14 protein-coding genes are annotated in these 13,050 nt (G+C 71.6%); 12 read left to right on the top strand and 2 right to left on the bottom strand.

The genetic code is table 11. From position 1 onward, the window contains the following. From G3I41_RS13355 to mutM, 9 genes are all read left to right on the top strand, one after another. Positions 1 to 1,136 (top strand): dihydroxyacetone kinase (locus G3I41_RS13355; RefSeq protein WP_164400432.1); only part of this gene is annotated, 1,136 nt, incomplete at its 5' end. A 63-nt stretch (positions 1,137 to 1,199) separates the two neighbouring features. Next, complete coding sequence (gene recG, locus G3I41_RS13350) at positions 1,200 to 3,488, top strand: ATP-dependent DNA helicase RecG (RefSeq protein WP_164400431.1); 2,289 nt, start codon at positions 1,200 to 1,202, stop codon at positions 3,486 to 3,488. A 102-nt stretch (positions 3,489 to 3,590) separates the two neighbouring features. Beyond that, positions 3,591 to 4,175 carry a 16S rRNA (guanine(966)-N(2))-methyltransferase RsmD gene (gene rsmD, locus G3I41_RS13345; protein WP_164400430.1) on the top strand — a complete coding sequence of 195 codons (585 nt, stop codon included), beginning with the start codon at positions 3,591 to 3,593 and terminating at the stop codon, positions 4,173 to 4,175. A 26-nt stretch (positions 4,176 to 4,201) separates the two neighbouring features. Continuing rightward, the gene (coaD, locus tag G3I41_RS13340; protein ID WP_203600929.1) at positions 4,202 to 4,681 is read left to right on the top strand and encodes a pantetheine-phosphate adenylyltransferase; all 480 of its coding nucleotides are present in this window, start codon (positions 4,202 to 4,204) and stop codon (positions 4,679 to 4,681) included. 110 nt (positions 4,682 to 4,791) lie between these two features. After that, entirely contained in the window at positions 4,792 to 5,874 is a 1,083-nt protein-coding gene (locus G3I41_RS13335; RefSeq protein WP_164400428.1) for a cell division initiation protein, read from the top strand. A 191-nt stretch (positions 5,875 to 6,065) separates the two neighbouring features. Next, positions 6,066 to 6,674, top strand: a complete 609-nt coding sequence (locus G3I41_RS13330; RefSeq protein ID WP_164400427.1) for a DUF177 domain-containing protein — start codon at positions 6,066 to 6,068, stop codon at positions 6,672 to 6,674. Between the two features lie 2 nt (positions 6,675 to 6,676). Beyond that, positions 6,677 to 6,850, top strand: coding sequence for a 50S ribosomal protein L32 (gene rpmF / locus G3I41_RS13325; RefSeq protein ID WP_003965982.1), 174 nt, complete (start codon positions 6,677 to 6,679; stop codon positions 6,848 to 6,850). A gap of 19 nt (positions 6,851 to 6,869) precedes the next feature. Next, the gene (gene rnc / locus G3I41_RS13320; RefSeq protein ID WP_164400426.1) at positions 6,870 to 7,694 is read left to right on the top strand and encodes a ribonuclease III; all 825 of its coding nucleotides are present in this window, start codon (positions 6,870 to 6,872) and stop codon (positions 7,692 to 7,694) included. Between the two features lie 81 nt (positions 7,695 to 7,775). Continuing rightward, positions 7,776 to 8,636: a bifunctional DNA-formamidopyrimidine glycosylase/DNA-(apurinic or apyrimidinic site) lyase gene (gene mutM / locus G3I41_RS13315; protein WP_164400425.1), complete on the top strand. Its 861-nt coding sequence runs from the start codon at positions 7,776 to 7,778 to the stop codon at positions 8,634 to 8,636. Between the two features lie 64 nt (positions 8,637 to 8,700). Here mutM and G3I41_RS13310 read toward each other — a convergent pair whose 3' ends face one another. Then, positions 8,701 to 9,102, bottom strand: a complete 402-nt coding sequence (locus tag G3I41_RS13310; protein WP_164400424.1) for a helix-turn-helix domain-containing protein — start codon at positions 9,100 to 9,102, stop codon at positions 8,701 to 8,703. 97 nt (positions 9,103 to 9,199) lie between these two features. Then, positions 9,200 to 10,222 carry a CAP domain-containing protein gene (locus G3I41_RS13305; RefSeq protein ID WP_164400423.1) on the bottom strand — a complete coding sequence of 341 codons (1,023 nt, stop codon included), beginning with the start codon at positions 10,220 to 10,222 and terminating at the stop codon, positions 9,200 to 9,202. 142 nt (positions 10,223 to 10,364) lie between these two features. Here G3I41_RS13305 and G3I41_RS13300 point away from each other — a divergent pair, with 142 nt between their 5' ends. From G3I41_RS13300 to G3I41_RS13290, 3 genes are all read left to right on the top strand, one after another. Then, positions 10,365 to 10,646, top strand: coding sequence for an acylphosphatase (locus tag G3I41_RS13300; protein WP_164400422.1), 282 nt, complete (start codon positions 10,365 to 10,367; stop codon positions 10,644 to 10,646). A gap of 436 nt (positions 10,647 to 11,082) precedes the next feature. Beyond that, complete coding sequence (locus tag G3I41_RS13295; protein WP_164400421.1) at positions 11,083 to 11,292, top strand: hypothetical protein; 210 nt, start codon at positions 11,083 to 11,085, stop codon at positions 11,290 to 11,292. Positions 11,293 to 11,524: 232 nt separating this feature from the next. Continuing rightward, the coding region (locus tag G3I41_RS13290; protein ID WP_164400420.1) for an AAA family ATPase at positions 11,525 to 13,050 on the top strand (1,526 nt) is incomplete at its 3' end.

Genomic DNA, 13,050 nt, shown 5'->3' with positions numbered 1-13,050 from the left:
CCTACGAGGGCGCCCGCACCGCGCTGGACGCGACGCCCGGACAGCTCCCCGCCCTCGCCAGGGCCGGAGTGGTCGACGCCGGCGGGCGCGGTCTGGTCACCCTCCTCGGAGCCCTGGTCGAAGCCGTCTCGGGACGGGGCCCGGAGCGGCCGTACGAGGCCCCCGTCCCGTACGTCCCGGCGTACGGCGACGACGCGGAGTGCCCGGCGGGCGAGGACACGGACGGGGGCGGCCCCGCCTTCGAGGTCATCTACCTGCTGGAGGCCGGGGACGAGGCCGTCGAGCGGCTGCGCGCCCGGCTGGACGCCCTCGGCGACTCCCTGGTGGTGGTCGGCGGCGACGGCCTGTGGAACGTCCACGTCCATGTGGACGACGCCGGCGCCGCGGTCGAGGCGGGCGTCGAGGCCGGCCGGCCGTACCGCATCCGCATCACCCACTTCGCCGCCGACCGCGCCCACGCCCGGCCCGAGCCCGCCGGGCGCGCGGTCGTCGTGGTCGTCCCGGGGGAGGGCCTCGCCGCCCTCTGCCGGGAGGCCGGTGCGACGACCGTGCTCGCGCGGCCCGGCGAACCGCCCGCCAGCGGCGAACTGGCCGACGCCATCCGCCGCGCCCATGCCCGCGAGGTCGTCCTGCTCCCGAACGACGCGGACCTGCGCCACACCGCGGCCGCCGCCGCCGAACAGGCCAGGGCCCACGGCGTCCGGGTCGCCGTCATCCCGACCCGGGCCGCCGTCCAGGGCATCGCGGCCCTCGCCGTCCACGAGCCGGACCGCAGCTTCGACGAGGACGTGGTCGCGATGACCTCGGCCGCCGGCGCCACCCGCTACGCCGAACTGGCCGTGGCCGAACGGCAGTCCTGGACCACGGCGGGCATCTGCCAGGCCGGGGACGTCCTCGGCCTCATCGACGGCGACGTGGCGGTCATCGGCCAGGACGTCCCCGGCACGGCCCGCAAGGTGCTGGACCGGATGCTCGCGGCCGGCGGCGAGCTGGTCACCCTGGTCCTGGACGAGAACACCCCGCCCGCGCTGGCCGAAGCCCTGGAACAGCACGTCCGCGGCGGCCACCTCGCGGTGGACACCACCACCTACCGGGGTGGCCGCCAGGGCGCGCCGCTGCTGATCGGCGTCGAGTAGCACCCGGCGCGACGACGGGCCCGGGCGGCGCCCGACGGACAACTGTCACTGCCGTGGTGTGCAATGGATCGCGTGTCTGCGTTCGAAGAACCCCTCAAGAAGCTGCTCGGCGGGCCCACCGCGAAGGTGATGGCCGAGCACCTCGACCTGCACACGGTCGGTGATCTCCTCCATCACTACCCGCGCCGGTACGAGGAGCGCGGCCGGCTCACGGCGCTGACCGACCTCCCGCTGGACGAGCACGTCACGGTCGTCGCCCAGGTCGCCGACGCCCGTGTCCTCACCTTCAACGGCGGACGCGGCAAGCGCCTGGAAGTGACCCTCACCGACGGCCACGGCCGCCTCCAGCTCGTCTTCTTCGGCCACGGCGTCCACAAGCCGCACAAGGAGCTGCTGCCCGGCCGGCGCGCGATGTTCGCCGGCAAGGTCTCGGTCTTCAACCGGAAGATGCAGCTCGCCCACCCCACGTACCAGCTGCTCGACGCCGCCTCCGTGGACGAGGCCGGGGCGACCGAGGCGGTGGACGCCTTCGCGGGCAAGCTGCTGCCGATCTACCCCGCCTGCAAGCAGCTCGACTCCTGGCGGATCGCCAAGGCGGTCGACGCCGTGCTGCCCAGCGCCCGCGAGGCCGTCGACCCGCTCCCCGAGGCCCTGCGCGAGGGACGCGGCTTCACCTCGCTGCCCGAGGCCCTGCTGAAGATCCACCGCCCGGCCACCAAGGCCGACGTGGCGGAGGCCCGGGACCGGCTCAAGTGGGACGAGGCGTTCGTCCTCCAGGTCGCCCTGGCCCGCCGCAGGTACGCCGACACCCAGCTCCCCGCCGTCGCCCGCAGGCCCGCCCCCGGCGGCCTCCTCGACGCCTTCGACGCGAAGCTCCCGTTCACCCTCACCGACGGCCAGCAGAAGGTCTCCGGCGAGATCTTCGACGACCTCGCCACCGAGCACCCGATGCACCGCCTCCTCCAGGGCGAGGTCGGTTCCGGCAAGACCATGGTGGCCCTGCGCGCCATGCTCGCCGTCGTCGACGCGGGCGGCCAGGCGGCCATGCTCGCGCCCACCGAGGTCCTGGCCCAGCAGCACCACCGGTCGATCACCGAGATGATGGGGGAGCTGGCCGAGTATGGGGGCCTGTGGCGCGAAGCGCCTCTCGATGAGGGGCGGTGGTCGGGCGACGGGCGGGCGCTGGGGGGCTCCGACGAGGGCACCAAGGTCGTGCTGCTCACCGGGTCCATGGGCACCGCCGCCCGCCGGCAGGCGCTGCTCGACCTGGTCACCGGTGAGGCCGGCATCGTCATCGGGACGCACGCCCTGATCGAGGACAAGGTGAAGTTCCACGACCTGGGCCTGGTCGTCGTGGACGAACAGCACCGCTTCGGGGTCGAGCAGCGCGACGCCCTCAGGTCGAAGGCGCACTCCCAGGGGGAGAAGAGGTCGCCGCATCTCCTCGTCATGACCGCGACGCCCATCCCCCGTACCGTCGCCATGACCGTCTTCGGGGACCTGGAGACCTCCGTCCTCGACCAGCTCCCGGCCGGCCGCTCGCCCATCGCCAGCCACGTCGTCCCCGCCAAGGACAAGCCGCACTTCCTCAGCCGCGCCTGGGAACGGGTCCGCGAGGAGGTCGAGAACGGCCACCAGGCGTACGTCGTCTGCCCCCGCATCGGGGACGACGAGGACGACCCCGCCAAGAAGAAGGGGAAGAAGGCGGCCGAGGAAGAGGCCGCCACCGCGGACAAGCGCCCCCCGCTGGCCGTTGTGGAGATCGCCGAACAGCTTGCCAAGGGGCCCCTGCACGGACTGCGCGTCGAGGTGCTGCACGGCAGGATGCAGCCCGACGACAAGGACGACGTCATGCGCCGCTTCGCGGCCGGCGACGTGGACGTCCTGGTCGCCACCACCGTCATCGAGGTCGGCGTCAACGTCCCCAACGCCACCGCGATGGTCATCATGGACGCCGACCGCTTCGGCGTCTCCCAGCTGCACCAGCTGCGCGGCCGGGTGGGCCGCGGCTCCGCCCCCGGGCTCTGCCTGCTGGTCACCGAGGCCCACGAGGCGAGCCCCGCCCGCGCCCGGCTCTCCGCCGTCGCCGCGACCCTGGACGGCTTCGAGCTCTCCCGCATCGACCTCGAACAGCGCCGCGAGGGCGATGTGCTCGGCCAGGCCCAGTCCGGAGTGCGCTCCTCGCTGCGCGTCCTGAACGTCATCGACGACGAGGAGGTCATCGCCGCCGCCCGGCAGGAGGCCGTCGCCGTCGTCGCCGCCGACCCCGGCCTGGAGCACCTGCCCGAGCTGCGCACCGCCCTGGACGCCCTGCTCGACAAGGAGCGCGAGGAGTACCTGGACAAGGGGTGAGCCCGCCCGCCCCCGGGCGCCCCGTCCTCCCCGACGCCATATCGTGGGAGTACGGCGCCCACGGCACCCCGCGCGCCGCCCCGACCCGAGGACCAGACACCCATGACCCGCGTGATCGCAGGCGTGGCCGGCGGACGCCGCCTGGCCGTCCCGCCCGGCACCGGCACCCGGCCCACATCCGACCGCGCGCGCGAGGGCCTGTTCTCCACCTGGCAGGCGCTCCTGGGCACCCTCGACGGGATCCGGGTCGCCGACCTCTACGCCGGCTCCGGCGCCGTCGGCCTCGAAGCGCTCTCCCGGGGCGCCGCCCACGCCCTGCTCGTGGAGGCCGACGCCAAGGCCCTGCGCACCGTCAAGGAGAACGCCCGCACCCTCGGCCTGCCCGGCGCCGAGGTCCGCGGCGGCAAAGCCCAACAGATCGTGACGGGCCCGGCACCCGCGGAGCCGTACGACGTGGTCTTCCTGGACCCGCCGTACGCCGTCACCGACGACGATCTTTGCGAGATCCTGCTCACACTCCGTACGCAGGGGTGGCTCACGGGCGACGCACTCGTCACCGTGGAACGCAGCACCAGAGGCGGAGAATTCAGCTGGCCCAAGGGTTTCGAGCCGTTGCGGGCCCGTCGCTACGGCGAGGGAACGCTTTGGTACGGTCGCGCCGCCGCCACGTGCGAAGACGCACGATGACCGGACCGGAGAGCGAGGGAATCAAGTTGCGCCGCGCCGTATGCCCGGGGTCGTTCGACCCCATCACCAACGGACATCTCGACATCATCGGCCGAGCTTCGAAGCTGTACGACGTCGTGCACGTCGCGGTGATGATCAACCAGTCGAAGAAGGGCCTGTTCACGGTCGAGGAGCGGATCGGGCTCATCCGCGAGGTCACCGCCGAGTTCGGCAACGTCGAGGTCGAGTCCTTCCACGGCCTGCTCGTGGACTTCTGCAAGCAGCGCGACATCCCGGCGATCGTGAAGGGCCTGCGGGCCGTCAGCGACTTCGACTACGAACTCCAGATGGCCCAGATGAACAACGGGCTGTCCGGCGTCGAGACGCTCTTCGTGCCGACCAACCCCACCTACAGCTTCCTGTCGTCCTCCCTGGTCAAGGAGGTCGCGGCCTGGGGCGGCGACGTCTCCCACCTGCTGCCGCCGGTCGTACAGCAGGCCCTGACCGAACGCCTCGCCCAGCGCTGAGCCACTGACAGCACGTCAGCGTCACGCACCGCAGGTGTCGGGCGGGCGCCGACTGGCCGTACAGTCGTCCCGTCCGTCTCCAACCGGCAGTAGAGAGTGGCGAGCACACGGTGGACGTGCAGAAGAAGCTGGACGAGATCGTCGCGACGGTCGGGAACGCCCGGTCCATGCCCATGTCGGCGTCCTGCGTGGTCAACCGCGCCGAACTGCTCGCGATGCTCGAAGAGGTGCGCGAAGCCCTGCCCGGCTCGCTCGCCCAGGCCGCCGAGGTCATCGGCGGCCACGAGCAGCTGGTGGAGCAGGCCCGCCAGGAGGCCGGCCGCATCATCGAGAACGCCCACGCCGAGCGCACCGCCCTGATCGCCGACACGGAGATCGCCCGGCGCTCCCAGGCCGAGGCGGACCGCATCCTCGCCGAGGCCCGCAAGGAGGCCGACGAGGTCCGCGCCGAGGCCGACGAGTACGTCGACAGCAAGCTCGCCAACTTCGAGGTCGTCCTCACCAAGACCATCGGTTCCGTCGACCGGGGCCGCGAGAAGCTCCTCGGTCGCGGGCAGGGCTTCGACGAGCAGGGCTACGAGGACCCGGACTTCGCCGAGGCCCCCGAGCGCAGCACCGACCCGGACACGCTCCGCCAGCGCGCCGACGCCTACGTGGACACCAAGCTCGGTGCCTTCGAGGCGGTGCTCGCCAAGACCCTGGAGGCCGTCGGCCGGGGCCGGCAGAAGCTGCACGGCCGGGTCGCCACCGACGAGCTCGGCGCGCACATCGCCGCCCAGGACGCGGCCGGTGACCAGGGGCACACCAGTGACGAGGACCACTGGGCCGGACTGGCCGAGGCCGCCGCCCCGCAGCCGCTCCCGATCCCGCACCAGGCCGAGCCGTACGCCCGGCCGGAACCGCAGTACGCCCAGGGCTACGGCTACCAGGACCAGCAGCAGGACGCCTACCAGGCACCCCAGCCCCAGCAGGACGTCTACGGCTACCAGCAGCAGCCCGACCCGTACGCGGCCTACCAGCAGCAGGGCTACGACCAGGGCCACGCGCAGGGCGGCTACGACGCCTGGCAGCAGCCCGCCCAGCCCCAGCAGCCCCTTCCGCAGCACGGGGATGCCGCCCTGGACGAGACCAGCCTCTTCGACACCAGCATGATCGACCTGGACCAGCTGCGCCGCTACGAACAGGAACGCTGACCGCCGGAAGGGCCCGGATTGGGAGCTGGGCGGTGTGTCCAGTATCCTGGCTCTTCGGTCGCGCGTATGTCCGCGATCCCGGCTGCCCGCTTCGACTCCGGACGGGCCGGCCCCCTCCCACCACGCGTGACGCGTTCGATCCGAAAGCAGGAGAAGCCCTGAACGGCCACCTCGACCACCGAAACCCCCTCGTGTTCGACACGCACGAGCTGGGCCGGCGTCCCGGTGCCATGAAGCGGCTGACCCGCACGGCGGACGCCCCCGCCGACCTCGGTATCGGCGACGTCATCGGAGTGCCGGAAGGCGCGCCGGTGCAGCTGGACCTCCGTCTCGAATCCGTCATGGAGGGCGTGCTCGTCACCGGGACCGCCCGTGCGACGGTCGAGGGGGAGTGCGTAAGGTGTCTGGAGCCGCTGAGCCGCGAGGTCGAGGCGGACTTCCAGGAGATGTTCTCGTACCCTGACGCCGATGACCGGAACCACGGCAAGCCCGCGGACCCGGTCGACGACGCCGAGGACGACGAGGACAGGCTTTTCCTCGAGGACGGCTTGTTCGACCTCGAGCCGGTGCTGCGTGATGCGGTGGTGCTCGCACTGCCGATGCAGCCGGTGTGCAAGGAATCCTGTGCCGGTCTGTGCTCCGAGTGCGGAGTCAGGCTGGACGAGAATCCGGGCCACCACCACGATGCCGTCGACGCTCGTTGGGCGGCACTGCAAGGACTCGCCGAGACCATTCAGGACGGCGAGAAGGACAACATGGGCGGCGCCGCACCCGGCGTCGACAAGAAGCAGGAGAAGTAGCCGTGGCTGTTCCGAAGCGGAAGATGTCGCGCAGCAACACGCGCCACCGCCGGTCGCAGTGGAAGGCTGCGGTCCCCACCCTGGTTTCGTGCGAGCGCTGCCAGGAGCCGAAGCTGCAGCACATCGCGTGCCCCAGCTGCGGCACGTACAACAAGCGCCAGGTCCTCGAGGTCTGAGCGGCTGGTGAGAGGCCCGATGTCTGAGTTGTCCCACGCCAAGAAGCAGGCAGACAACGTCAACACAGCCTCGTCCCACACGCTTCTGGAAGGGCGGCTCGGGTACCAACTCGAGTCCGCCCTTCTGGTGCGTGCGCTGACCCACCGTTCGTACGCGTACGAGAACGGCGGTCTGCCCACCAACGAGCGGCTGGAGTTCCTCGGGGACTCCGTGCTCGGTCTGGTGGTCACGGACACGCTGTACCGCACCCACCCCGACCTGCCCGAAGGCCAGCTGGCCAAGTTGCGGGCCGCGGTGGTCAACTCGCGTGCGCTTGCGGAGGTGGGCCGCGGGCTCGAACTCGGCTCCTTCATCCGGCTCGGCCGCGGTGAAGAGGGCACGGGTGGCCGGGACAAGGCTTCCATCCTCGCCGACACCCTGGAAGCGGTGATCGGCGCGGTCTATCTCGATCAGGGCCTCGACGCGGCGTCCGAGCTGGTCCACCGGCTCTTCGACCCGCTGATCGACAGGTCCTCGAACCTCGGCGCCGGCCTGGACTGGAAGACCAGCCTCCAGGAGCTCACCGCGAGCGAGAGCCTCGGAGTCCCCGAGTACCTCGTCACGGAGACCGGCCCGGACCACGAGAAGACCTTTACTGCTGCTGCTCGCGTCGGTGGTGTCTCGTACGGCACCGGCACCGGCCGTAGCAAGAAGGAAGCGGAGCAGCAGGCGGCCGAGTCCGCCTGGCGCGAGATCACCGCCGCCGCCGAGGCGCGGGAGGCGGCGGCCAAGGCCGTCGCCGACGGAGGGGCCGCCGACACCCCTGCCGACCCCGCCCCGTCCACGGACGTCGCTCCGGCCTGACCCTGCGAGAACCCCCCGGTGCCGCCGTGCACCGGGGGGTTCTTCCTTTCCCCGTACGCCTTTCGTCCCAGGAGCCGTGCCATGCCCGAACTGCCCGAGGTCGAAGTCGTCCGCCGAGGTCTGGAGCGCTGGGTCGCCGGGCGGACGGCCGGTGAGGTCGAGGTCCTGCATCCGCGCGCGGTCCGCCGCCACCTCGCGGGCGGCGTGGACTTCGCGGCCCGGCTCACGGGGGCGCGGTTCGGGACGGCGATGCGCCGGGGCAAGTACCTGTGGGTGCCGCTGGACGAGGCGGCCGGCTCGCTCCTCGGCCACCTGGGCATGAGCGGTCAGCTGCTCGTCCAGCCCGAGGGGGCGCCGGACGAGAAGCATCTGCGGGTCAGGATCAGGTTCGCCGACGCGGTCGGCACCGAACTGCGCTTCGTGGACCAGCGCACCTTCGGCGGCCTCTCGCTCCACGAGAACACCCCGGACGGGCTCCCCGACATCATCGGGCACATCGCCCGCGACCCCCTGGATCCGGCGTTCGACGACGCCGCCTTCCACACGGCGCTGCGACTGCGCCGGACGACGGTCAAGCGCGCGCTGCTCGACCAGTCGCTGATCAGCGGGGTCGGCAACATCTACGCGGACGAGGCGCTGTGGCGCGCCCGGCTGCACTACGACCGGCCGACCGCGACGCTCACCCGCCCCAAGTCCGCCGAACTCCTCGGCCACGTCCGCGACGTGATGAACGCGGCCCTGGCGCAGGGCGGCACCAGCTTCGACAGCCTTTATGTGAACGTGAACGGCGAGTCCGGCTACTTCGACCGCTCGCTCGACGCCTACGGCCGCGAGGACGAGCCCTGCCACCGCTGCGGTACGCCGATGGCGCGGCGCCCCTGGATGAACCGGTCCAGCTACTACTGCCCCCGCTGCCAGCGCCCGCCGCGCGTGCGGCCCTAGGGCGTGTTTCGAAAGTAGCGCCGTCCGCCCGTAGGCCGGACAGGCGGGACTTTCGAAACACGCCCTAGCTCTCCCGGGCGTCGTAACGCGCCCGCGCCGCGAGGACCTCGGGCATCCGGCCCTCCACGAAGTGGATCAGGGCGAGCAGCCGCTCCGCGACCTCACGGCCCAGCGGGGTCAGCTCGTAGTCCACCCGGGGCGGGTTGGTGAGCTGGGCCTCGCGGTGCACCAGGCCGTCACGCTCCAGCGCGTGCAGCGTCTGGGAGAGCATCTTCTCGCTCACCCCGTCCACCCGGCGGCGCAGCGCGTTGAACCGCAGGCTCTCCTCGTACAGGGCACCGAGCGTGAGGGCGCCCCAGCGGCCGGTGGCGTGTTCGAGCAGGCCGCGCGAGGGGCACTGCTTCGAGAACACGTCGAAGGGCAGGTCGTCCGTCGCCGACGTCTCCGGTGCGGTGCTCTGATCCATGAAACCAGCGTACGCCCGCACAGCGCTTTCCCGGGGTCAGTGTGATCCGGGGAGGCGAGTGGGGCGTACGAGGTGGTGCGTACGGCGGTGACTCGGGTCAGAAGCCGAAGTCCTGGGTCCACCAGGGGCCGCCGGCCCCGTAGTGGACGCCGACGCCGAGCGTCTTGTAATCGCAGTTGAGAATGTTTGCGCGGTGGCCGTCGCTGTTCATCCAGGCGTCCATCACGGCCTGCGCGTCAGCCTGTCCGCGGGCGATGTTCTCTCCGCCGAGGCCCGCGACACCGGCCGCGTCCGCCCGGTCCCAGGGGGTCTTGCCGTCGGGGTCCGTGTGGTCGAAGAAGCCGCGCGCCGCCATGTCGTCGCTGAAGTCCTGGGCGAGCGAGGCGAGCGACGCGCTCGCGGTGACCGGGCTGCACCCGACCTTGCCCCGCTCCTCGTTGACGAGGGCCAGGATCGCGGCCTGGGCCGAGGCGGCGGTGGTCTTCGGCGTGCTGCTCTTCGACGGGGCCGGCGCGGAGGACTTCGGGGCGGCGGGCGCCGAACTCTTCGCGGCCTTGGTGGCCGGGGCCTTCGACGTGGAGGAGGACGGCTGGGCCGACTTCTTCTTCCCGGCCGACTCCTTCTTCCCGGACGCGGTCTTCGACGGCGACGCGGACCTGGAGGGCTTGGCAGTCTTCGAGGGCGAGGCGGAAGCGGAGTGCGAAGCGGAGGGCGAGTGGGAGGCGCTGGGCGAGGCCGGATCGGAGGGCTTCGACGTCGCGGAATGCGACTTCCTGGGCGCGGCGGGGCGCTCGGTGCCCCGGCTCGCCGGTGGAGAAGCGGAGGAGCGGTCGGAGGGCGACGCGGTGATGCCCCCCTGGGTGAGGAGGTCCGGGGCGGCCTGGGAGCGGATCTGGTCGGCGGCCGGACCGCCGCCCACGGTGTAGCCGTCCCCGCCGGGCAGCAGACCCGACGCCACGGCGACGGCGCCGACGGCCACGGCCGCCGAGACGCCTATGAGTCCGGTGCGCACGGGGATCGCGGACCGCTTCCTGCGGCCCGCCCCGCGGTGCCGGGCCGAGGCCCCGTCCGCGTTTTCCTCAGCGGCGGGGACTGCGGCGCTGCGTCGATGGCGTCCCATCTGCTGTGCCCTTCTGACGACCTGGACGCCGTTTTCGACGCCCCTGCTCACCCGAACGAGTGAAGCTTTTGCGAGGGGACTGTACGCCATGGCGATGCGCCGGGACGTGCTCCGAATGCAAAGGGACCGATAGCGTTCGAGCATGAACGAAGATGCACGGCTCACCGCTTGGGTACGCGGCCGAGTACAGCAAGTGGGCTTCCGCTGGTTCACCAGGGCAAACGCTTTGGAGATCGGTGGCCTCACCGGTTTCGCCCTCAATCTGGACGACGGCCGGGTGCAGGTCGTGGCGGAGGGCCGGCGTGAGAATTGCCACCGTCTCCTCGACTGGCTCCGCTCCGACGACACACCCGGCCGTGTCGACGGCGTGACTGAGATATGGGACACGCCGCGCGGCGGATACGACGGATTCGCGATCCGCTGAGACCGCTCCCGAAAGGCCCGGGAAAGGGCTCGTGTCCGGCCCGTGTTCGATGCGCGGCGGGTGGTGACGGCATACGCCCCCGTCGCGCGTACACATGAAATGACCTGCGGAATGTCCTGATGGTTGCCAAGATTCGGTTGGCATGCCAGGCTGCCGCCCAAAGGATGATCTCCGTACCCCTGAGGGCCCCGTCGGAGTGCCGCGCCGCATGATCGTCTCGCCGCGCGCCCCCGGGACGCCCGCCTCTGCGGGGTGTGATCGTGTTGACCGTCAAACTTTTTGGTGAGACTCTGAAATCCCCGCGCACCTCAGCTGTTCGGCAGAGCTGGTAGGCAGCAGGACAGCAGTGACAGTGAGCACTGCCGAACACCGCGGGTGCGATCCCTCACGACCCACACCGCATCGGTCGGTCACTCATTGTGGAGGACCATCCATCATGGCAAAGGCGCTTCTCGGTTACGTCGGCGGTTCCGACCCGCGACTCCTCGCCGAGATGCGACGGCTCCAGCAGCGCGTCCGGGACCTCGAATCCGAGCTCGTACGGATTCAGGAGGAGAACGACGCGCTGAACGCCGCCGCTCAGCACCAGTCGCTGCTCGACAGCATCGACATCGACGTACCCCAGGCGGAGCCGGCACTGACCTGACCCGCACGGCGACCTGACCCGCTTGGCACACCCGCACGATCCGTCGAGCCGCGGGCACGGGTGCGGTATCGCCTGACCCGCAGAATCACAGGGGACGCTTCGGCGTCCCTTCTTTCTTTTCCCCCCCGGCCTCGCGCAGGTCCCGCCCCGGACTTACACCCCTTCCCTTACCGTCTGATGTGCCCTGCACCTTCATCAGCGAAACCGAGAGTGAAAGGTAGAGTCCGGCGGCGTGCACCTCAAGGCCCTGACCCTGCGCGGTTTCAAATCGTTCGCCTCCGCCACGACGCTGCGGTTCGAACCCGGCATCACCTGCGTCGTCGGGCCCAACGGGTCGGGCAAATCCAACGTGGTGGACGCACTCTCCTGGGTCATGGGAGAACAGGGCGCCAAATCCCTGCGCGGCGGCAAGATGGAGGACGTGATCTTCGCCGGGACCACCGGCCGCCCGCCGCTCGGCAGGGCCGAGGTCTCGCTGACCATCGACAATTCCGACGGCGCCCTGCCCATCGAGTACGCCGAAGTCACCCTTACGCGGATCATGTTCCGCAACGGCGGCAGCGAATACCAGATCAACGGCGACACCTGCCGACTGCTGGACATCCAGGAACTCCTCTCCGACTCCGGCATCGGCCGCGAAATGCACGTCATCGTCGGCCAGGGCCAGCTGGACTCCGTCCTGCACGCCGACCCCATGGGCCGCCGCGCCTTCATCGAGGAGGCGGCCGGCGTCCTCAAGCACCGCAAGCGCAAGGAGAAGGCGCTGCGGAAGCTGGACGCGATGGGGGCGAACCTCGCCAGGGTCCAGGACCTCACCGACGAGCTGCGCAGACAGCTCAAGCCCCTGGGCCGGCAGGCGGCCGTGGCCCGCCGCGCCGCCGTCATCCAGGCCGACCTGCGCGACGCCCGGCTGCGCCTCCTCGCCGACGACCTCGTGACGCTGCGCACCGCCCTGCGCAGCGAGATCGCCGACGAGGCCGCGCTCAGACAGCGCCGGGAGGCCGCCGAGGCGGAGCTCAAGGCCGCCCTCGCCCGCGAGGCCGAACTGGAGGACCAGGTACGGCGGCTGACGCCCAGGCTCCAGCGCGCCCAGCAGACCTGGTACGAGCTGTCGCAGCTCGCCGAACGGGTACGCGGCACGATCTCGCTGGCCGACGCCCGGGTGAAGAGCGCCACCGCGCCGCCCGAGGAGGAGCGCCGGGGCCGCGACCCCGAGGACATGGAGCGCGAGGCCGCCCGCATCCGCGAGCAGGAGGCCGAGCTGACCGCCGCCCTGGAAGCGGCCGAACACGCGCTGGACGACACCGCCTCCCACCGCGCCGGACTCGAACGCGAGTTGGCGGCCGAGGAGCGCCGCCTCAAGGACGCCGCCCGCGCCCTCGCCGACCGTCGCGAAGGGCTCGCCCGACTGCACGGCCAGGTCAACGCCGCCCGCAGCCGCGCCGGTTCCGCCCAGGCGGAGATCGACCGGCTCTCCGCCTCGCGCGACGAGGCGAGGGAGCGCGCCGTCACCGCCCAGGAGGAGTACGAGGAGCTGAAGGCCGAGGTCGAGGGCCTGGACGCCGGGGACACCGAACTCGGCGAACAGCACGAAGCCGCCCGCCGCGAGTTGAAGGAGGCCGAGGCGGCCCACTCCCGGGCCCGCGAGGAGGCCACCGCCGCCGAACGCCGGCGCGCCGCCGTAGCGGCCCGGCACGACGCGCTCGCCCTCGGGCTGCGGCGCAAGGACGGCACGGGGGCGCTGCTCGGGGCCCGCGG

The organism is Streptomyces sp. SID9727 (assembly GCF_010550605.1).
Lineage (GTDB): Bacteria > Actinomycetota > Actinomycetes > Streptomycetales > Streptomycetaceae > Streptomyces.
Note: the sequence above shows the minus strand (reverse complement) of the source record. Positions and strands in the feature narration are given on the sequence as shown.